Raw genomic sequence first — 20,643 nt, 5'->3', positions numbered from 1 at the left:
CTCTTAGTAATGAATCTTATTACGCGCTACAGTTTTTTGAACTAAAGTTACTGTTAATATAATAATTAAAAGAACAACTGAAGCTGCAAATGCTAATGGGAAATCCTGATCTCCATAGAATCTATCTATTATATATCTAACCACCGTTGATACTGCACCATCTAAAGTACGTCCCCCAAATAAAACATAAACCTCAGTATAAACCTTAAATGCTGCAATTAAACTTATAACATATGTATATGCAATCATAGGTGAAACTAATTTAACAGTTATTTTTCTAAATATTGTTCCACTAGTTGCTTGGTCAATCTTCGCTGCTTGATAATATTGTGGATTAATTGAAGCTATTCCTGTTGTTAAAATCAACGTATTGAAAGCTAAACTTTTCCAAACTGCAAAAATTATTAATGCTATCATCGCATACTTAGGATCATTTAACCAGTTTATAGGGCTAATCCCTACCTTACCTAAAATAAAATTAATTATTCCATATTCTGAATTAAATAACCATGACCACACTATTCCTATTGCAACAAGCGATGTTACATATGGTAAGAAATATATACTTTGGAACATCCCTCTTACCTTTTCATTTTTTATGTTTGCTAAGGCATTTGCAATTAATAAAGATATAATTACTGATAAAGCTGGTACAATAGCAGCATAAATTACTGTATTAAATAAAGATTGTATAAATCTCTTATCTTGAAATAAGTATTTGTAAGATCCAAATCCAAAAACAAATCCTTTAGCTTTTGTTTCATCAAAGCTAAAAATAATAGTATTTATTATAGGATAAAATACAAAAATACCTAATATTAAAATTGCAGGCAATAAGTATAAATATCCTTTTCTATTTTTCTTTAACATTTTGCTATGAACTCCTCACTTTCAGAGTCAAATACATAACTCTTACCATTCTTAGGCCTAATCGTTAAGTCTGCACCTTCATCAATAAAGAATTCCTTATCAACTAGCATTTTATACTCTTTTCCTTTATGGTCTAAAGTTAATAATCTTTCTCTACCTAATATCTCTACTGTAACTACTTTAGTTTGAAGTCCTTTTTCTGCAACTTCAAAATCTTCAGCTCTTACTCCAAGTATTACCTTATTCTTATTTTTTGGTAAGTTTTCAATTGTTAAAGTATCTAAATTTCCTACTCCATCTTTTAAATCAATATCAATAAAGTTCATTTCTGGACTTCCTATAAATGAAGCAACAAACTTATTAACTGGGTTCATATAAATATCTGTTGGTGATGAAACTTGCTGAATTGCTCCGTCTTTCATTAATACTATTTCATCTGATATACACATAGCCTCTTCTTGGTCATGTGTTACAAATATAGCTGTAACCCCTGTTTCTTTTTGTATTCTTCTTATTTCTTGTCTTGTTTCAACCCTTAACTTTGTATCTAAGTTTGATAAAGGTTCATCTAAAAGTAGAATTTCTGGTTTCTTTGCTAAAGCTCTTGCTATAGCAACTCTTTGCTGTTGTCCCCCTGAAAGCTGAGATGGCTTTTTATCTAGTTGATCCGCTATTTTTACTATTTTAGCAACTTCAACTACTCTCTTTTCAGCTTCTTGCTTATCCCACTTTAAATTTTTTAAAGGGAATAATATATTTTCTCTTACTGTCATATGTGGATATAGTGCATAGTTTTGAAAAACAAGCCCTATTCCAAGTTGTTCCGGTTCTAAACCTGTTACATCTCTATCTCCAAAAAATATCTTTCCACTAGAAGGCTTATGTATTCCAGAAATCGTAAATAATGTAGTAGATTTCCCTGAACCAGATGGACCCAATAATGAAACTAGCTTTCCTTTTGGTATTTGTAATGTAACGTCATTAATTGCTTTAAAGTCTCCAAATTTTACAACTAGGTTTTCTAGTCTTATTCCCATTGATAATTCACCTCATGTTTTTCTAATACAATCCTAAAAATGCGTAAACATTTTTTCGCACCGTTACAGAATACGACATTTTATTAGCATTTGTCAACATTTTTTACTCTTGTATTATCCTCATTTTTTTATGCATTTTATTAAAATTAATTTTTTATGCTAAAGTAGCTAAATATAAATTATATTTTTCTTTTTTTCCCAATTTACACCCTTGTTATTTACATATTTTATATTTTCCTAAATATCTAAAATTTATGTTTACCATTTTTTACTTAATTAAGCTTTATTTTTTTTATTATTTCGATAATTTACCAACTATCTCTTTAGCTCCACTTTCAATTTTTTTACAAAAATACCTATAAAAATTTTTACCCAAATTAAGATTTTCCAAAACAGCGTCACAAGCAATAAATGTAATAATAGCTATATCATCCCATCTATTCATAAAATACTCCTCATTATATTTATCTTATATTGTATTATATGCTGGTTATTTCTTTGTTGTTATTATAACCCTTTAATATTTCAATTTTTTCCACAAATAAAAAACTAAATATTACTTGCATATTTTAACATTCTTAAATATTATATTTATGTAAAGATATATATAAGGAGGTACCCATGTTAGCATTACTAGTTATTTTTTCTTATTTAATGGGATCAATTCCAACTGGCTATATTTTAGTTAAAAAAACTCTTAACAAAGATGTAAGAGATTATGGAAGTGGAAATATTGGAGCAACAAATGTTAAAAGAGTTGCCGGGGACAAGCTTTCAAAAATCACTGCAATATGTGATATGTTAAAAGCTATTATTCCTGTTTTATTAACAAGAATTTTAATTTGGACTGATATTTTACAAACTAACGAAAGCTTAAGCTTATCATTAGTTGCTATAGCTGCTATATTAGGTCATAATTACACAATATTTTTAAAATTTAAAGGCGGAAAAGGTGTTGCTACTTCTGCAGCTGCATTCATGGTTGCATTACCAATTCCATTTTTAATTACAGCAGTTGTATTTTTTGGTTTAAAACTATTTACTAAGATAGTTTCAATTCGCTCACTATCTGCTGGTGTAACTTTATTTATCTCAACTTTATTACTTGGCTATGACAAATATTATGTATGTGCAACTTTATTTGCTTGCATACTTGTTTTTTGGAGACATAAAAGTAATATTGTAAGATTAGCTAAAGGCCAAGAAAAGTAAATCTATAAAAAACACTGAATAATATGCCTCAGTGTTTTTTATTTTTTAGGAGGTTATATGAATTTAAAACTTATTTATTTTTTATTAATAAACCTATTACTATTTATTTTAATGGGTATAGATAAAAGAAAAGCAGTTACAAACAAATGGAGAATAAAAGAAAAAACACTATTTATTTTATGCCTTTTAGGTGGAAGTATTGGTGGAATAATCGGAATGTATACTTTCAGACATAAAACTAAACATTTGAAATTTAAAATAGGATTTCCATTTATTTTTTTAGTTCAATTTATACTTGTATTATATACTACAAAATAAAAGACGTTGCATTTTTTATTGCAACGCCCCATAATCAATCATTAGTTACACATGTAACTAAGTGATTACAATTTTATATTATCCTATTATTAATTTTTTATTCACCATTTGTTCTTATATTTTAAATTGTACAACCTTTGAATTTATATTATAATTATAAAAAAACTTATATAATTAGGGGTGATTATATGAACTTTTTAAATGGTACTTATGGATTTGATTTATTATCTATAGTACTTGTTTTATTATCTTTTATACTTAATATATTTGATATAACAAGAGTTTTAGGTATTATTGTATTTGCATATGCAATATATAGAGCTTTTTCAAAAAAAATATATAAAAGAAAAGAAGAATATAATGTATTTTATACATACACAAATAAACTATTAAATAAATTCGGTAAATCTATACCTTATAACTTACAAAACTATGATTTAAATAATATCTCATTTTTATTTGGTAGAATAAAACAAAAGTACACTCAATTTCGTGATTATAAGATTACCAAATGTCCTAATTGTGGTCAAAAATTAAGACTTCCAAGAAGAAAAGGTAAGATTGTCGTTACGTGCAAAAAATGCTCTACTAAATTTGACTTTAGAACATAAAAAGGGATACTGTAGCAAAATTTATTTTTCTACAGTATCTTTTATTTTATAAATAATTAAGATAAATATGTGGGATATTAATATTATATAATTTTATTTTTATGGAGGTTATTATGAAAAAATCATTATTCATTATCCCATTATTATTTATAAGCTTATCTTTTAATTTCATTAATACATACTCTACTAAACAAATAAATAAAAATATTCAAAATAATATTTATACACCTAAAAGTGTTCCTTCTAAATGGTGGTATAATTAATTTAAAAGGGTTCTTACCCTTTTTATGTTATTATAGGCTTTTGACCTTTTGCAATTAAATTCAAAAAAATTATTGTGCAATTTTCCCTTTCTTTTTTGTCACAGCACATTTTCATTATCTTACCCAATCTAGGATTATTCCTGCTAACAATTTTGATTAATTCTGGAGGAACATTATCAACTCCAATAATATTCTGTATTCCAACCAAGTCACTGTGGATTGTTACTGCTTCAAAATCTAACTTATCAAATCCTTCATACTTTAAAATTTTCAAAAGTTTTCTACCAATTTCTCTGTTCCATTTAGCTCTTCTCTCTATTTGACTTATAAACCCTCTTCCACTTTTAAATAAAATATCAGGTTCACTTACCCCATAAAGCCCCCTATCTGAATCAATAATGGCAACTATTCCACCTGGTTTCAATAATTTATATATTTCTCTTGTTGCAGCTAAAGGTTTTTCTAAATGCTGATATACAAACCTACAAATAATAAAATCAAAAGAATTTTCCTTTAATCCACTATTCAAAATTGATCCATACTTAAAATTTAACCTTTCACTAGGATAATCTTTCAACCTATCTTTTGCTATAGATAATAAATTTTTATCTATTTCTAAACCCGTTATTTCACTATTAGGTAAATTTTCTAATAACAATTCAGTATATGAACCTGGTCCAGAACCAACATCTAATATTTTCATTCCATCTTTTAGCCCTAACCATTTAAGAGCTCTAAATTCTTTACTCCACCCCAGCTTAGCTTGAGTTTCTAATCTATTTACCTCATTGTTCAATCCAATAATATCATAAATTGAATTATAACTCACTTTAATCTCCTTTTAAGATTACTTATAAATATCCTATGATGATCATATTATATTTGTTCATAAATAATTATCATTTCTCTAAAGTATAAAATTAAGCAATATCGGAAATGTAATAACTGAAAATAAAGTAGTTATAAATACAATTACTGCTGAATATTCACTTTCCTTATCAAAGCTTTCTGCTAATATAGATGTCATAGCTGCAGCTGGCATTGCAGTTACTATTATCAATGTCTTAATTACTAAAGAAGTATCTTTAAGTAACCTTGAAATTAAAATTAATATACATGGCATAATTATTAATTTCAAAAATGCGCTATAATAAATTGTTTTATCCTTTAAATATGAAATTATTTTCGCATTTCCAAGTATAACACCAACTATTATCATAGACAGTGGTGAAGTCATATTTCCAACTAAATCTAATGTAGAAGATAAAACACTAGGAATATCAAAACCAAAAATCATAATTATTAATCCAATAAACACTGCAACTATAGCTGGATTTAACAATACTTTTTTTATATCCTCTCTTTTCATTTTCCCATTAAATAAAATAACTCCATATGTCCATAAAAAAGCAGTAAAAAATAAATTAAATATAGAAGCATATATTACTCCTTCATTTCCATATATACTAAACACTATAGGAAAGCCAATAAATCCACAATTAGAAAACACATTTGCAAATTGTATTATTATCTTTTTTTCACCTTTGATTGGTATAAGAAGTATATACGATATAACTATTGAAATAATTAAAACCAATGGACTATATATAAAACATCTAATAATGTTATCTTTTAACTCGTCACTTAAATCAAATATAAATGATGATACTACAAGACATGGTAATGTAATTTTAAGAAGAATATTAGTTAAACCTTTATTTATTTCTTTAGTTATTATTCTTTTCTTAGCAGCATATACCCCTACTAATATTATTAAAAATAATGATATTACTCCATTAACTATAACTGACAAATCCATTTAAAATCTCCTTTCTTTTCCAATTTAATTATTATACAATAAAAAATATAAAATAAGACTAATTATTTTATGATTTTTCATTAAATAATTAGTCTTATTTATATATAATATTAAAATAATGATAATTGATTAGTTTCAGACATACCTTCTAAACAACCATGATTGCTTAATGTTTCAATAACAGTTTTTGATACCTTTGATCTTAATCTTAAATCTTCTTTTGAAATAAACTCTCCATCCTTTCTTGCTTCCGCAATAGATTTTGCGGCATTCACTCCAACCCCTTGCAATGAGCTTAAAGGTGGCCTTAATGCATTATCTACAATTAAGAATTTTGTTGCATCAGATTTATATAAATCTACTTTTAACATTTTAAATCCTCTTTTATACATTTCAAAAGAAAGTTCTAATACTGTAATTAATCCTTTATCTTTTACAGTTGCTTGATTTCCAAGTTCATATAACTCTTGAAGCCTTGCATGAACTGCAGTTTCACCCTTACATATTAAATCTGCATCAAAATCGTCAGCTCCTCTAACTGTAAAGTATGTTGCATAATATGCTAATGGATAATATACCTTGTAATAAGCAACTCTAACTGCCATCATAACATATGCAACAGCATGCCCTTTCGGGAACATGTATTTTATTCTTTTACATGATTCTATATACCAATCTTCAACGTTATTTTCCTTCATGGTCTTTTCAAATTCTTCTGTTAACCCCTTACCTTTTCTTACGCTTTCCATTATTGTAAAAGCTGTTTTAGGTGCAACACCTTTATACATAAGATAAACCATGATATCGTCTCTGGTTGCAATACAATCTCTTAAGGTAGTATATCCTTCTTTAATAAAATATTGTGCATTATTAAGCCAAACGTCAGTACCATGTGAAAGTCCTGATATTCTTACTAAATCTGAAAATGTTTGTGGTTGAGTATCAACTAGCATTTGACGAACAAATTTAGTTCCAAACTCAGGTAAACCATATGAACCAACTTCACATTCTAACTCCTCCTTTGTAACACCAAGAGCTTCCGGTGATGTAAATAAAGACAGTACCTTTTTATCATTTAAAGGTATAGTTTTAGGGTCTAATCCAGTTATATCTTGTAACATTCTAAGTACTGTCGGATCGTCGTGCCCAAGTATATCTAACTTAAGCAATCTACCAGAGATAGAGTGATAGTCAAAATGTGTTGTTGTAACATCAGATGTTGGGTCATCTGCAGGTCTTTGAATTGGTGTAAAATTATACACATCTGTATAATTAGGTACAACCATTATTCCACCTGGATGCTGACCAGTAGTTCTTTTTATCCCTGTACATCCAATTGTCAATCTTTCAATTTCTGCTTGAGATACCACAAGTCCCTTTTGATCTAAATACTTTTTAACAAATCCATATGCTGTCTTTTCTGCTACTGTACCAATTGTTCCTGCCTTAAAGACATAACCCTTTCCAAATAATACTTCTGTATATTTATGAATATCTCCTTGGTTATCTCCAGAGAAATTTAAATCTATATCTGGTTCTTTATCTCCTTCAAAACCTAAGAATGTTTCGAAAGGAATATCATGACCATCCTTAATATAAGGAACACCACAATCAGGACAATCCTTATCCTCAAGATCGGCACCAGAACTAACAGATCCATCTAAGAAGAAATGAGACTTTTTACATTTTGGACAAACGTAATGTGGTGGTAGTCCATTAACCTCTGTTATATCAGACATTGTTGCAACAAATGATGAACCAACAGATCCTCTTGATCCAACTAAGTAACCATCTGAATAAGATTTAGCAACTAATTTTTGAGCAATTAGATAAAGAACAGCATAACCATTATTAATAATAGAATTTAACTCCTTATCTAATCTTTTTTGTACTACTTCTGGCAAAGGATCACCATAAATTGAGTGTACCTTATTCATCGTCATATTTCTTATATCATCATCAGCACCTTCAATTTTAGGAGGATATGTTTCATCTGGAATTGGCTTTAAATTTTCCTCAACCGAGTTAGCAATTTCAGTAGGATTTTTAATTACTACTTCTTTAGCAATATCAGTTCCTAAATAAGCAAATTCCTTTAACATCTCTTCTGTAGTTCTAAGATAAAGTGGTGCTTGATTATCAGCATCACCAAACCCCTGCCCTGCCATTATAATTCTTCTAAATGCCTCATCTTGAGGGTCTAAGAAATGAACATCACAAGTTGCTACAGTAGGTTTGTTAATTTCCTTCGCTAAATCATATATTTTTCTATTAATATCTTTTAGTTCATCTTCATCTTTAACCGAACCTTTTTCTATCATATAAGCATTATTGGCAATAGGTTGAATCTCAACATAATCATAAAAGCTCATTACTTCTTTTATTTCTTCATCACTTTTTCCACCAACTACTGATCTATAAACTTCACCAGCCTCACAAGCTCCACCAATAATAAGCCCTTCTCTCATTTCCATAAGCCTTGACTTTTTAGTCCTAGGTCTTCTAAAGAAATTATCTATATGCGCTTCAGATACTAGTTTATACAGGTTTCTAATCCCAGCTTGAGTTTTAGCCAATATAATTATGTGGTAAGTAGGTAATTTTTTAATATCAACTTTCTCTAAAAATACCTTATTCAATTCTGAAAGAGTATTTATTTCTATTTCTTCCTTAATTTTTTTAATACATTCAAGTAATATATCTCCCGTTGCTTTAGCATCATCTACAGCTCTATGGTGACTTTCAAGCTTTACACCTAAATGCTTTGCTACAATATTTAATTTTACAGATTTTAATTCTGGATATAAAAATCTACATAACGGCACTGTATCAACTATAGTTGGCTCAAATTTCAATCCTAAATCATTGCAATTTTTAGAAATAAAACTACAGTCAAAAGAAGCATTATGTGCAACAACAACAGAATCTCCTATAAACTCTATAAATCTTGGAAGTATATCTTCAATTGATTGTGCATCTCTAACCATATCATCATTAATACCTGTTAATTCTATTATCTTATATGGTATAGGTCGTCTTGGATTAACAAACTCACTAAAGTTATCAATAATTTCTCCATTCCTAATTTTAACTGCACCTATTTCAATTATCTTATCATTCTTAGATGAAAATCCTGTTGTTTCTAAGTCAAATACAACATAAGTATCATCTAAATTTTGCCCTTTTTCATTTAATGCTAATGGAACACCATCATCAACTAAATACCCTTCAACACCATAAATAACCTTAATTTTATTTTTTTTAGCAGCTATCTGTGCATCAGGAAAGGCCTGAACAACACCATGATCAGTAATAGCTATTGCTGGATGCCCCCATTTAGCAGCTCTTTCTATTATTTTAGAAACTGGAGTAACTCCATCCATTGCACTCATAGTAGTATGGCAATGAAGCTCAACTCTTTTTTCTTCAGCTCCATCCATTTTCTCCATCTTTTTCATTTTTAAAATGTCTCTACCCATTATTACAACTTCTCTTTGGTAAGTATCATATACTGCTTCCCCTCTTACCTTACAATATAAACCTTTCTTAACATTATCGAGAACTTCATCTTTTTCTTGTGGTTTTAAGAAACATTTTACTGTTATTGAACTTGTATAATCAGTAATATAGAATGTTAAAATTATCTTTCCTGTTTTAGTTTCCATAGTATCAACTTTAAATACATCACCTAAAACTGCAACATAACCTGATCTTTCATTTATTTCATTAATAGGAGTTGCTTCAATAGATATATTTCTACCATAAATAGCATTTTCAGCTTTTGCCTCTCTCTTATATCCATTTTCTTTCTTTTCATAAGCTTTCTTTTCAGCAGGCTTTTTCTCCGCTGGTTTACTTCCTCCACTAGAGCTGTTACTCATTTCTTGAACTCTTGCTTGCATTGCTTTACTTAATAATTCTCGTTCTTCTTTCTCCCTAGCTTCAAAGTCTATAGTTATCTCCATTTCAGGATCAAATTTCAATTCAAATCTACAAGATATACCAAACATTGCTTTTACAGTATCTTCTAATGACTTTTCTCCTTGTTTACCTTTTAAATGATCTGTTAATTTATCATATCCATTGTAAATAGTAACTTTATTCCCATTAATTTCTTTTCTACAATTTAATAAAAGACTTTTACATAAAGGAGTTTTTTTAATAGTACTTGAAATACATTCAATCCAGTGATTTTGTATAACTTCTTCTAAAGTTATGTCCGATGCATCCCTATAAAATACTATTTCAACAGTAATTCTTATCATTAAAGTTTTACAAATTATCTTTTTAATTAACTCCTCTTCGTCATGAGTTAATTTTTCCTTACCTCTTAAAACAACTTTTAAAATCATACTTTTTCTTAAAAGTTGGAACTTAATTATTTTAAGTTCTTTATCTTCTAAATTTTCATGCTTATTTATTTCAAGGGTTAGCTTCTTTATAATATCGTCACTCAATCTTTTACCCCCAATATCTTAATTTTTTCAACTACATCATTATAGCATAATTTTATTAATCTTAAATATACAGAATACTATGAAATTTAAGTTAAAATTTATATAATTACTCTTGTTATACTATAAAATTACTTTTCCTTATGACTTTATAAAAACATAAAAATATCGATACTTAAATAGCATCGACATTTATTAATTTATTTTTTATATTAATTTTTCTACTACTTCGCTTGGTGCAGGAACTGTAAAAATTAAATCTTCATCAACTCTTACTTTGCACTCATCTTTACTTTCTTGAATCTTATCTATAGATAATCCCCCAATACTAACTTCTTTAAACTTTGTAGGGGCAACTTCAACTTTAAATAAAGTATCCTTAATTCCTGTAATTTTTAAATCAATTTCTCCACTGTTGTTTTTTACCTTTAAACCAATAATGTTATTTCCCTTTAAAGTCTTTTTATCAGTTGGAATATAATCTACATTTACTTCACCTGTAATTGTAATAAATCCTCCACTTAACTTTCTTTTTACTAATAAATTCACATCATACTGTGAAGAAAGTTCATTTAATAATTTACCTAACTTATATACTGTTAATTCATGTACCATAATCTTATTCCTTTTCTTATAATTTAATTTATTTCTTATTATATACTATAATAATTATTTATAAAATAGCAAAAATAGGCTATAATCAAATTGTAAAATAGTGTATAGAAAGGTAGTAATTAAATATGAATATTCGATTTGCTGAAGAAAAAGATTTTAATAGCTGTGTAGAATTGGACTTACATAAAAATGTTAATATTATAAAAAATAAAATTCATATGAAAGAAGTAATAGTAGCAGAGCATAACAATAAAATTATTGGTTGTTTAAAAATAGAATATATCTGGACACATCTTCCATTTATAAGTTACATAGTCATAAAAAAGGATTATAGAGCTAATGGCATTGGAAAATCTATGTTATCATTTTTAGAAAATTATTTAAAAAATAATGGACAAAATACCTTATTAAGCTCAACTATGACAGATGCAGTTAATCCTCAAAAATGGCACTTAAAAATGGGTTTTATTGAATGTGGAATGCTATGTGGGATTAATGAGGATGGTGTTGGAGAAATTTTCTTTAAAAAAATTCTATAAAGTATAAATCAAATAAAATTCCAATAAGTTGAACTTATTGGAATTTATTTGATTAGTTCATTTATATAAGCATACTGTTAAAAATAAATTTTACATCTATTTTTATATTTAAATCTATTATCTTAAATATAAAATTATTAAATTCATTCAAAAACTATACTATTTTAAAGTTCCTACTATCTTACTTCCATGCATTTCATTACATCCTATATAATTTGAAAGTTCTTTATAATTTTTATAAGTAACTCCTCCTCCTACTAAAATAGTAATTCTATTATCACTTTTTTCCACAAGATTCTTTAATGTATTTTTACCATCTAATGCACAAGTCTTACATCCTTTAGTTAAAACTCTATCAACATTCATAGATATCAATTGATTTAATGCTTCAAACTTATCATCTATTTCATCAAAAGCCATATGAAAAGTAACCTTTAATCCGCTAGCTAAATCAATTAATTCCTTAGTTCGTTCTATATCAATCTTATTTTCTTTATTTAATATACCAAATACTACAGTTTCTACACCTAACTCTTTACAAATAACTATATCTTTTTTCATTATTTCAAATTCATCATTTGAATAAACAAAATCTCCACCTCTAGGTCTTATTATTACTGCTATAGGTATATTAATATTTTGCGTTGCTAAATATATAGTTCCATAAGACGGAGTTGTCCCACCTTCACCTAGGTTATCACAAAGCTCAATTCTATCTGCTCCTTGTAACTCTGCTTTTTTAGCCTCTTTATAACATCCAACACAAGCTTCTAATAAAATGCCCATAAAATTCCTCCATTGTACTCTTTTAAGTTAAATTTCAATTTATACTTTTCTGTATTTATCTTTTTAAAACACCACATTCATTTAACTCTTTTCTCAATTCATTTATATTTTTAAATTGAATCCCCTTAATTCCTTCTTCACCTGCTCCTTTAACGTTTTCAAGGACATCATCTATAAAAATACTTTCTTCAGGAATTAAACCATACCTCTCTAAAAGCCTATTATAAATTTCTTTTTCTGGTTTTAAAAGCTGTTCTCTAAATGATACAATCCCACCTTCAAAAAGGTTAAAAAACTCATATTTTTCTGTTACAATCTCAAATGCTTTTGAATGAAAATTTGATAAATAGTATATTTTATACCCATCATCTTTAAGTTCTTTTATAATATCAACAGTCTCATTTAAAGGTGTTAACATTTCATACCAGTTTTCAAAAGCTAACTCTATTATATCTTTACTTTCAATATTTCTACTAACTATATTTTTAATTGCTACTTCTTCTGTAATAGTTCCTCTATCTAACATCGGCCACTCTTTGCTTTTAAAAATACTATCTAATACCAATTCTTCACTTTTAGTATCATTTAATTTGTTCTTTAAATATACCTTTGGATTATAATCTAAAACTACATTTCCTAAATCAAAAATAATATTTTTATACATACCTCTCCTCCTTTATACATATCTAACTTTATTTATAATTATATCATCTAAATAAATAACAATACAAAAAAATCATGTCAAACTTCATGACATGATTTTCTATAATGATTTATTCACCTTTAAAGGTAAATAAATATTCTGGCTCAAATTTAACCTTTATCTTTTCATTAATATCAAATACCATTTCTTCTTTTGAAATAGTAAAATGTATTAAATTTGATTTATTTGACTTAATGCTCCTAATATATAAAGTATAATCAAAAGGATTTTCTACTATATTTTCAATACTCATAGTAAATACATTTTCATCATTTTCTTGCCCTTTAAACAACTTAATATTATGGGATCTTATTGCTATATAATCAGTATCTCTATTGTTACTTGAACATTTTAATTTTAAATCCCAATCTTCAGCTAAAATCAAATTATCTTCTAGCTTTTTAGCCTTTGATATATTCTTACAGCCAGTAAGCTTAGCTTCTGCAAAACTTAAAGGATTTTCAAATAAAAGATTTTTTTCTCTAATATTACTAGCCTTTCCACTATCAAAAACTATAATTTTATCACAAACTCTATAAGCCTCTGCAATATCGTGAGTTACAAAAACAACTGTCCCATTATAATCCTTTAAAATTTCTACAAGCTCTCTTTCCATTGTAGCTCTTAAGTGATTATCCAATGCAGAAAAAGGTTCATCTAAAAGCAAGATATCTGGTGAAGTAATAAGAGCTCTTGCAAGTGCAACTCTCTGTTGTTGTCCACCTGAAAGCTGCCATGGATATCTCTTTTCTAGTCCTTCTAATCCAAATTTTTTAATAAAATTAGATGATAATTTATTCTTTTCTGCCTTACTTATCCTATCTAATCCAATTTCAATGTTGTCTTTTATAGTCATATGAGGAAATAAGGCATAATTTTGAAATAAAAATCCTACTTTTCTATCCTTGGTCTTTACATTTATTTTTTTTTCTGAATCAAAAAGTACCTTATCATTAATTATTATTTTTCCACTATCAGCTTTTTCAATACCTGCTATACATTTAAGCGTCATACTTTTTCCTGAACCCGATGCTCCTAAAAGGCCTATAATACCACCTTTACTTTCCATAGAAACATCTAAATTAAAAGAAGATAATTCTTTATTAATATCTATATATAAACTCATAATTATCTCCCCCTATTGCCTATTATTTTTTGTTGAGTATCACACCAATAATTTAGTAAAAATATCATTATAAATGAAATTGCAACTATAATTAAAACCCAAAGCATAGCCTTATTCATATCTCCACCTTCAACAGCAAAGAATATTGCCACTGGCATTGTTTGTGTTTTTCCTGGTATATTACCAGCAATCATTAAAGTCGCCCCAAATTCTCCTAACGCCCTTGCAAAACTTAATACCAATCCACCAATTATTCCTGGCCATGCAAGTGGCATTGCAATTTTAAAAAATATCTTAGTTTCACTTAAACCTAATGTTCTTGCTGCTGAAATCATATTCTTATCTATTTGTTCAAATGCAGAACGACAAGTTCTATACATCATAGGAAATGCAACTACAGTAGCAGCTATAACTGTTGCACTCCAGCTAAATATAATATTTTTATTAAAACTCATAAAAATCTTTCCTACAAATCCATTTTTCCCACAAATAAGTAATAAGAAAAATCCTATAACAGTTGGTGGCAATATTAGAGGAAGAGTGAAGATTCCATCTATGAATCCTCTACCTCTTCCTTTATAATTAGCCATTTTATAAGATATAAATATCCCTATTATTGAAGTTATAATAGTTGCAAGAAAGGCCGTTTTAAGCGATATCCATAAAGGTGAAAAATCCATAACTTATAACCTTACTTTCTTCAATTTAACTCTACAGAATATTATTCTACAGATTTATATCCATACTTTTCAAATATCTTTTGTGCTGCATCAGTAAATAAGAAATCTTCAAATTTCTTTGCTTCATCAGCATTAGTTGAATCTTTTATAACAGATACTGGATAAGTAATTGATGAATGATTATTTACTTCATCAATATTTTCAACTATAGTAACACTATCACTACTTAATGCATCACTTAAGTATACAAATCCTACATCTGCATTTCCTGATGCAACCCAAGCTAAAACTTCTTTAACATCTTTAGCAAAAACCAATTTATCAGTAATACTATCTTTTATTCCTGTATTTGTTAATACTTCATCTGCATATTTACCAGCTGGAACACTTTCTGGTTCACCAACAGCTATATGAGTAACTTTATCACTTTTTAAATCATCAAAGCTAGTAATATCAATTCCATTAGCTGCTACAAGAACTAAAGAATTTTCAACTAAATCTTTTGTTGTATCATCAACTAATAATCCCTCATCTTTTAATGCATTCATTTGCTTTTGCCCTGCAGAAATAAATAAATCACAAGGTGCTCCCTGCTCTATTTGTTGTTGAAGAGAACCTGATGAACCATAGTTTACAACTAAAGTAACATTTTCATTACTCTTCTTATATTCTGTTTCTAAATCAGCCATTACTTCTTTTAAACTTGCAGCTGCAGATATATTTAGCTCTACAGGAGCCTTTGCCTCTGTATCACCTTTACTAGTATTCTCCCCCTCAGTACCTTTACCACAACCTACAAATAATAAGCTACAGCATAGTAACATTGAAATCATTCCTAATTTCTTCATTATTACATCCTCCATTTCCTTTAAATAAACATGTTTTATTATGTTTTGTTTAGTTTTGTCATGTTTGATACAAATAGATAGTATCATATATCGTTAATTCTTGCAATTTATTTATTAATAATGCTAAAATTATCATAATATATAGGAGGGATAACATGGACTTAAAATCTTCTTTGACTCCACTAGAAGTGTCAGAATTACTAAAAATAACGAAAAATACTGTTTATGAACTTATAAAACGCGGTGAATTGCCAAGCTATAAAATAGGGAAAAAAATTAGAATTGATATGCATGATGTAGAAGAATATATACGCAATCAAAAAATTGGCTCTAAGCAGCTAAAATATACTGAATCTCAAAATAATACATTTGAATCAAAAGCTAATATACCCAAGCAGAAAACTCATAATTCTATTACATTAAGCAATCAATCTACTAACGAAATTATAATTTCTGGTCAAGATATCTTATTAGATATTTTAGCAAGATACATAGAAGAGCTATATCCTGATTTTACTGTTTTACGCTCCTACAAAGGGAGTTATAACGGCTTGTATGATTTATATAACAATAAAGTTTCTATAGCTTCATGTCACCTTTGGGATGGTGACAATGATAACTATAATGTAGATTATGTTAAAAGACTTGTTCCTGGAACATCTTGCGTACTTATCAATTTAGCCTATAGATTACAAGGTTTTTATGTTGCTAAAGGAAATCCATTAAATATAAAATCTTTTGAAGATTTAATTAATAATAAAATTAAATTTGTTAACAGAGAAAAAGGTAGCGGTGTTAGAGTCTTACTTGATGAAAAGCTAAGATTACTTAATATTGATCCAAACTGTATAAATGGATATTATAATGAAGAAACTTCGCATTTAGCCGTTGCAAGTACAGTTGGTCGTGGAGATGCAAATGTTGGAATTGGCAATAAAAAAGCTTCTATGCAAGTCGAAACTATTGATTTTATACCAATTCAGACTGAAAGATATGATTTGATTATAAAAAAAAGTGATTTAAATAATCCAATTTATCAAAATATTATTTCCATTTTATCTTCTGATAAATTTAAAAATGAGCTACAAGGAATTGGTGGGTATGATCTAAAAGATCTTGGTAAAATAATAGCAACTACTTAATCATAATTAATTTTCTATTAATCTATGCAAATAATCAAAAACTAATAATTTAAATAGAAATAGTTATTATTAATTAAGTTTTAATACTAAACCAATTAATTTTTATACTACTCTACTATAAATAATTAATAAATAATATACCAATACTTATATATTACAAAGCACTTATTTATCACTTAGGCAATTTAATTTTAGGGGTTACATTTTACTAATTTATTTTTAAATAAGTGCTTTGCAAACTATATAAAAATTTTAAGGGTTTAGCTTTTTGAAGTAATATCAAAAAGATAATAGAAATTTAAATGTAAAAAAGACAACAGTACCTTAAGATAACCTTAAGGCCCCATTGCCTTTGTTAAACGAATTAAATTTACTATCATTATGAGATAATAATATCATTATTTCTATTTTTTGTCAAATATTCTATTGATTTTTTTCATAAAATTCTTTTAATTCATCTGTAAATCCTAATCGATTCTCTTCTAAACTACCTAATCTAAAGAAACAGTTACCTTTAACATTAGATATTGTTCTTGAATATCTAATTTGATTTATTACCTCATTTTCATTTAACCATGCATCTCCATAAGTTGAATCATTTATTTTATAAACAGCATTTCCTATATATAGCTCTACATTTGTTCCTTCAACTTGCTTAGCCCACCAATCAACAAGAATAGAATAAGGTGCATTTTTATTATCAAACTGCCAGTATATTTGTGGAATAATATAATCAATATATCCTTCTTTTATCCACTTCCTTGAATCTACATAAACATCATCATAACTACTTAATCCACTTGTTGCACTACCTCCAACTGACTCCCCATTTCTCCATATTCCAAATGGACTTACTCCAAATTTCAGGGTAGAATCTTTTGATTTTATTGCATTATTTAGTTCACTAATAAATGTATCTACATTATTTCTTCTCCATTCTTCCTTTGTAAAAAATCCTTCACCATACTTTTTATATGTTTCATCATCTGAAAACTCTAATCCATTAACTGGATAAGGGTAAAAATAATCATCAAGCACAACTCCATCTATATTGTATTTATCCACTACTTCTAAAATTAAATCTATTACATATTGCCTTACCTCTGGTATTCCAATATCTAAATAACTATATTTATCATATTTTACAATCCAGTCTTTATTTTCTTTTAAAGGACTACCTTCTGGTAATTCATTTATATAATTATCTAAATTAAATTTTTCTAAATTACTATCTATTCTAAATGGATTAAACCAAGCTTGTATTTCAATTCCTCTTTTATGAGCTTCTTTTATTGCAAATTCTAATGGATCATATCCAGGGTCCTTTCCCAATTCTCCAGTTAAATATTTTGACCATGGAGAATACTCTGACTCATATAAAGCATCTCCCATAGGTCTTACTTGAAAAAATACAGTATTCATATTATTATCTTCAATAAAATCTAATTTTTCCTTTAATAATTCCTGTTGCATCTTATTATTGTTATAACTTCCTACCTCCGGCCAATCTAAATTATTAACTGTTGAAAGCCATACCCCTCTCATTTCTCCTTGCTCCTTAAACTTGCTATTAAAAGTCTCATTACTATTATCTTTTTCAGTTACTTCTTTTTCATTACTACTATTTCTACTATTTATTTTGTCTAGCTTAATATTTAAAACTATTGCCACAACTATCCATATAGCAATAAAAATTATAAAAAACTTGTACCATTTTTTCATCCTCAATCACCCATTACCCAAAGTAAATATTTTCTTTATCTTTTACATAATTTTATTCTCTATATGAGATATACTCTTTTCTCTAAAAAATTATTCCATATTATTTATTACTCTCGTATACTATTTAAATATAACAAACTATACACAACCTTAAAAATATTTCTTTTTTAATACAATAAAAAAATAGCCTAAGTAAATAGGCTATTTTTATATATTATAAAGCTTTTAAAGCTACTGCATTTAAAATACTCCATGGTTTATTAAAATGTGGTTGGAAGAAGAAATCTGTCATAGCTAATTCTTCAATAGTCATTTCATTTTGAATTACAACTGATAAAGTGTTCATAAATTGTGTTAAATCTATATCAGAAATTATTTGTCCACCAATTACTCTTCTTGTATCCTTATCAAATACTAATTTAACAGTAGCTGGTAAGTATGTTGGCATAAATTCTGGTCTATAGTTATCAGTTAATTCAACTGAACCAACATTCATTTTAGTAGTAGCTTTAGCAACTTCTTCAGTTAATCCTGTTGATGCTATACATTTTTCGTAAATTTTTATTCCTGAAGTACCTTGTGTTCCCATATATTTTAATGTAGGCTCAACTATATTTCTTGCAACTAAAGTTCCCATTCTTACAGCATTTGTTGCAAGTGGAATATATCTTGTATCATGAGCAGGATTATATTTAACAACACAACAATCTCCAGCTGCAAAAACATCTTCTTTACTAGTTCTCATATATTCATCAATTATAATAGCTCCGTTTGGTAATGTATCTAACTTTCCTTGTACTAATTTAGTATTAGGTGCAAATCCAATACATAATACTACTAAATCGCCTTCATAACTTCCCTTTTCAGTAACAACTTTAGATACTTTTCCATTTTCTCCTTCAAACTTAGATACCTTTTCTCCTAATACTAAGTTAACTCCTCTATCTGTAAATTCTTTTTCTGCGATATCAGTAAACTCTTTATCTAAGTATTTTGCCATTATTCTTTCTTCAGCATCAATTAAAGTTACTTTTTTACCTTGCATCTCAAATGCTTCTACTAACTCAACCCCAATATATCCAGCACCAATTATTACTACATTTTTAGCGGTTTTTGATTTTTCTATAATTTCAACTGCATGGTCATGATTTTTACATAATAAAATATTATCTAAGTCTCCACCTTCAAATCTTGGTACTATTGGCCATGAGCCTAATGTTAAGACTAATTTATCGTAATTATCTTCAAACTCTTCATTAGTTAAAAGATTTTTAACCTTTAACGTTTTATTATCAAAATCAATATTTAAAACTTCATGCTTCATGTTTGTTATAACACCCATTTTAGCTAAGTTTTCAGGTGAGTTGTAGAAAAGGTTCTTAGTTTCTTTTATAACTCCTCCTACATTTAATGCAATTCCACAAGATAAAAATGATAAATTATCATTTTTTTCATATATTGTAATTTCACTTTCTGGGTGAAGTTCCTTTAAATTAACTACTGCTGCAGTTCCTGCATGAGTACATCCTACTACTACTATTTTCATATTAATTCCTCCTAGAGCTAATAAATATTTTTAAATATTTATTACTAATCAATAATTATTTTCTTTGATTAAATCATACTACTTTACTAAGAAATAGTAAAGAGGTTTTATAAAAAAATTGTCTTTTTTTAACAAGCACTTTTTGGTAATTACTTTTAGCTCCTTACTTTTTATTTTTTCTTAATTCTATATTCTTTATGTATCTATATATTAACTAATTCATTAATACAAAAAATCTACTATTATCTTTTATTCATTTATAATTACATTATTTTTTATTAAAATTATATTTTTATAGCTTTATAAACTAAGAAACTTAGTATACTGTTTTTCCCCTTATATCTTTATTTTC

The 20,643-nt window shown here is 27.5% G+C and carries 20 protein-coding genes; 6 read left to right on the top strand and 14 right to left on the bottom strand.

The annotated features are described in order from the left end of the window. Window positions 1-3: 3 nt before the first annotated feature. The 3 genes from TY07_RS00740 to TY07_RS17920 all read right to left on the bottom strand — a co-directional run bounded on the left by TY07_RS00740 (window position 4) and on the right by TY07_RS17920 (window position 2,352). Entirely contained in the window at window positions 4-870 is an 867-nt protein-coding gene (locus TY07_RS00740) for a carbohydrate ABC transporter permease (protein ID WP_042393816.1), read from the bottom strand. Further along, a complete protein-coding gene (locus tag TY07_RS00735) occupies window positions 864-1,907 on the bottom strand; it encodes an ABC transporter ATP-binding protein (protein ID WP_042393814.1) in 1,044 nt (347 codons plus the stop codon). The genes TY07_RS00740 and TY07_RS00735 overlap by 7 nt, the downstream gene beginning before the upstream one ends. Window positions 1,908-2,202: 295 nt before the next feature. Further along, entirely contained in the window at window positions 2,203-2,352 is a 150-nt protein-coding gene (locus TY07_RS17920) for a hypothetical protein (protein WP_156327337.1), read from the bottom strand. 176 nt (window positions 2,353-2,528) lie between these two features. Between TY07_RS17920 and plsY the strand changes: the two genes are divergently transcribed. The 4 genes from plsY to TY07_RS17915 all read left to right on the top strand — a co-directional run bounded on the left by plsY (window position 2,529) and on the right by TY07_RS17915 (window position 4,311). Beyond that, the gene (gene plsY / locus TY07_RS00730; protein ID WP_042393811.1) at window positions 2,529-3,119 is read left to right on the top strand and encodes a glycerol-3-phosphate 1-O-acyltransferase PlsY; all 591 of its coding nucleotides are present in this window, start codon (window positions 2,529-2,531) and stop codon (window positions 3,117-3,119) included. A 57-nt stretch (window positions 3,120-3,176) separates the two neighbouring features. Then, entirely contained in the window at window positions 3,177-3,437 is a 261-nt protein-coding gene (locus TY07_RS00725) for a DUF1294 domain-containing protein (protein WP_042393808.1), read from the top strand. Window positions 3,438-3,625: 188 nt separating this feature from the next. Next, window positions 3,626-4,048: a zinc ribbon domain-containing protein gene (locus tag TY07_RS00720; RefSeq protein WP_042393806.1), complete on the top strand. Its 423-nt coding sequence runs from the start codon at window positions 3,626-3,628 to the stop codon at window positions 4,046-4,048. A 113-nt stretch (window positions 4,049-4,161) separates the two neighbouring features. Further along, window positions 4,162-4,311, top strand: a complete 150-nt coding sequence (locus TY07_RS17915) for a hypothetical protein (RefSeq protein ID WP_156327823.1) — start codon at window positions 4,162-4,164, stop codon at window positions 4,309-4,311. Between the two features lie 22 nt (window positions 4,312-4,333). On the opposite strand, the gene TY07_RS00715 is transcribed toward TY07_RS17915, so the two are convergent. The 4 genes from TY07_RS00715 to TY07_RS00700 form a co-directional block, all read right to left on the bottom strand. Beyond that, window positions 4,334-5,140, bottom strand: a complete 807-nt coding sequence (locus TY07_RS00715) for a class I SAM-dependent methyltransferase (RefSeq protein WP_052330565.1) — start codon at window positions 5,138-5,140, stop codon at window positions 4,334-4,336. Between the two features lie 78 nt (window positions 5,141-5,218). Next, window positions 5,219-6,130 (bottom strand): AEC family transporter, encoded by a 912-nt coding sequence (locus tag TY07_RS00710; RefSeq protein ID WP_042393800.1) that lies wholly within the window; start codon window positions 6,128-6,130, stop codon window positions 5,219-5,221. Between the two features lie 110 nt (window positions 6,131-6,240). Beyond that, on the bottom strand, window positions 6,241-10,587 hold the full coding sequence (locus TY07_RS00705) for a PolC-type DNA polymerase III (RefSeq protein ID WP_042393798.1): 4,347 nt from the start codon (window positions 10,585-10,587) through the stop codon (window positions 6,241-6,243). A 204-nt stretch (window positions 10,588-10,791) separates the two neighbouring features. Continuing rightward, window positions 10,792-11,199 carry a hypothetical protein gene (locus TY07_RS00700; RefSeq protein WP_042393796.1) on the bottom strand — a complete coding sequence of 136 codons (408 nt, stop codon included), beginning with the start codon at window positions 11,197-11,199 and terminating at the stop codon, window positions 10,792-10,794. Between the two features lie 125 nt (window positions 11,200-11,324). Between TY07_RS00700 and TY07_RS00695 the strand changes: the two genes are divergently transcribed. Further along, window positions 11,325-11,738: a GNAT family N-acetyltransferase gene (locus TY07_RS00695; protein ID WP_042393794.1), complete on the top strand. Its 414-nt coding sequence runs from the start codon at window positions 11,325-11,327 to the stop codon at window positions 11,736-11,738. 159 nt (window positions 11,739-11,897) lie between these two features. On the opposite strand, the gene TY07_RS00690 is transcribed toward TY07_RS00695, so the two are convergent. The 5 genes from TY07_RS00690 to modA form a co-directional block, all read right to left on the bottom strand. Beyond that, window positions 11,898-12,524: a copper homeostasis protein CutC gene (locus TY07_RS00690; protein ID WP_042393792.1), complete on the bottom strand. Its 627-nt coding sequence runs from the start codon at window positions 12,522-12,524 to the stop codon at window positions 11,898-11,900. A gap of 55 nt (window positions 12,525-12,579) precedes the next feature. Continuing rightward, complete coding sequence (locus TY07_RS00685) at window positions 12,580-13,188, bottom strand: HAD family hydrolase (RefSeq protein WP_042393790.1); 609 nt, start codon at window positions 13,186-13,188, stop codon at window positions 12,580-12,582. 109 nt (window positions 13,189-13,297) lie between these two features. Beyond that, entirely contained in the window at window positions 13,298-14,353 is a 1,056-nt protein-coding gene (locus tag TY07_RS00680) for a sulfate/molybdate ABC transporter ATP-binding protein (protein ID WP_042393787.1), read from the bottom strand. A gap of 2 nt (window positions 14,354-14,355) precedes the next feature. Further along, window positions 14,356-15,033, bottom strand: coding sequence for a molybdate ABC transporter permease subunit (modB, locus tag TY07_RS00675; protein WP_042393783.1), 678 nt, complete (start codon window positions 15,031-15,033; stop codon window positions 14,356-14,358). A gap of 41 nt (window positions 15,034-15,074) precedes the next feature. Continuing rightward, window positions 15,075-15,881 (bottom strand): molybdate ABC transporter substrate-binding protein, encoded by an 807-nt coding sequence (modA, locus tag TY07_RS00670; protein WP_042393780.1) that lies wholly within the window; start codon window positions 15,879-15,881, stop codon window positions 15,075-15,077. Window positions 15,882-16,036: 155 nt separating this feature from the next. Here modA and TY07_RS00665 point away from each other — a divergent pair, with 155 nt between their 5' ends. Then, a complete protein-coding gene (locus TY07_RS00665) occupies window positions 16,037-17,023 on the top strand; it encodes a substrate-binding domain-containing protein (RefSeq protein ID WP_042393777.1) in 987 nt (328 codons plus the stop codon). A 423-nt stretch (window positions 17,024-17,446) separates the two neighbouring features. Here the strand turns inward: TY07_RS00665 and TY07_RS00660 are convergent, their stop codons facing one another. After that, window positions 17,447-18,745, bottom strand: a complete 1,299-nt coding sequence (locus TY07_RS00660; RefSeq protein WP_052330564.1) for a glycoside hydrolase family 10-like protein — start codon at window positions 18,743-18,745, stop codon at window positions 17,447-17,449. Between the two features lie 214 nt (window positions 18,746-18,959). Continuing rightward, window positions 18,960-20,291, bottom strand: a complete 1,332-nt coding sequence (locus TY07_RS00655) for an FAD-dependent oxidoreductase (protein WP_042393775.1) — start codon at window positions 20,289-20,291, stop codon at window positions 18,960-18,962. Between the last annotated feature and the right edge of the window lie 352 nt (window positions 20,292-20,643).

This window comes from Clostridium saudiense, from assembly GCF_000577815.1.
In the GTDB taxonomy this organism is placed as follows: domain Bacteria; phylum Bacillota; class Clostridia; order Clostridiales; family Clostridiaceae; genus Clostridium; species Clostridium saudiense.
Note: the sequence above shows the minus strand (reverse complement) of the source record. Positions and strands in the feature narration are given on the sequence as shown.

Bases quoted from the DNA above. Each gene is read 5' to 3' on its own strand.
- TY07_RS00735 (WP_042393814.1), bottom strand. From the start codon at position 1,907: ATGGGAATAAGACTAGAAAACCTAGTTGTAAAATTTGGAGACTTTAAA.
- TY07_RS00695 (WP_042393794.1), top strand. From the start codon at position 11,325: ATGAATATTCGATTTGCTGAAGAAAAAGATTTTAATAGCTGTGTAGAA.
- modA (WP_042393780.1), bottom strand. From the start codon at position 15,881: ATGAAGAAATTAGGAATGATTTCAATGTTACTATGCTGTAGCTTATTA.
- TY07_RS00680 (WP_042393787.1), bottom strand. From the start codon at position 14,353: ATGAGTTTATATATAGATATTAATAAAGAATTATCTTCTTTTAATTTA.
- TY07_RS00720 (WP_042393806.1), top strand. From the start codon at position 3,626: ATGAACTTTTTAAATGGTACTTATGGATTTGATTTATTATCTATAGTA.
- TY07_RS00685 (WP_042393790.1), bottom strand. From the start codon at position 13,188: ATGTATAAAAATATTATTTTTGATTTAGGAAATGTAGTTTTAGATTAT.
- TY07_RS00725 (WP_042393808.1), top strand. From the start codon at position 3,177: ATGAATTTAAAACTTATTTATTTTTTATTAATAAACCTATTACTATTT.
- TY07_RS00665 (WP_042393777.1), top strand. From the start codon at position 16,037: ATGGACTTAAAATCTTCTTTGACTCCACTAGAAGTGTCAGAATTACTA.
- TY07_RS00660 (WP_052330564.1), bottom strand. From the start codon at position 18,745: ATGAAAAAATGGTACAAGTTTTTTATAATTTTTATTGCTATATGGATA.
- TY07_RS00740 (WP_042393816.1), bottom strand. From the start codon at position 870: ATGTTAAAGAAAAATAGAAAAGGATATTTATACTTATTGCCTGCAATT.
- TY07_RS00710 (WP_042393800.1), bottom strand. From the start codon at position 6,130: ATGGATTTGTCAGTTATAGTTAATGGAGTAATATCATTATTTTTAATA.
- TY07_RS00690 (WP_042393792.1), bottom strand. From the start codon at position 12,524: ATGGGCATTTTATTAGAAGCTTGTGTTGGATGTTATAAAGAGGCTAAA.
- TY07_RS00700 (WP_042393796.1), bottom strand. From the start codon at position 11,199: ATGGTACATGAATTAACAGTATATAAGTTAGGTAAATTATTAAATGAA.
- plsY (WP_042393811.1), top strand. From the start codon at position 2,529: ATGTTAGCATTACTAGTTATTTTTTCTTATTTAATGGGATCAATTCCA.
- TY07_RS00655 (WP_042393775.1), bottom strand. From the start codon at position 20,291: ATGAAAATAGTAGTAGTAGGATGTACTCATGCAGGAACTGCAGCAGTA.
- TY07_RS17920 (WP_156327337.1), bottom strand. From the start codon at position 2,352: ATGAATAGATGGGATGATATAGCTATTATTACATTTATTGCTTGTGAC.
- TY07_RS17915 (WP_156327823.1), top strand. From the start codon at position 4,162: ATGAAAAAATCATTATTCATTATCCCATTATTATTTATAAGCTTATCT.
- modB (WP_042393783.1), bottom strand. From the start codon at position 15,033: ATGGATTTTTCACCTTTATGGATATCGCTTAAAACGGCCTTTCTTGCA.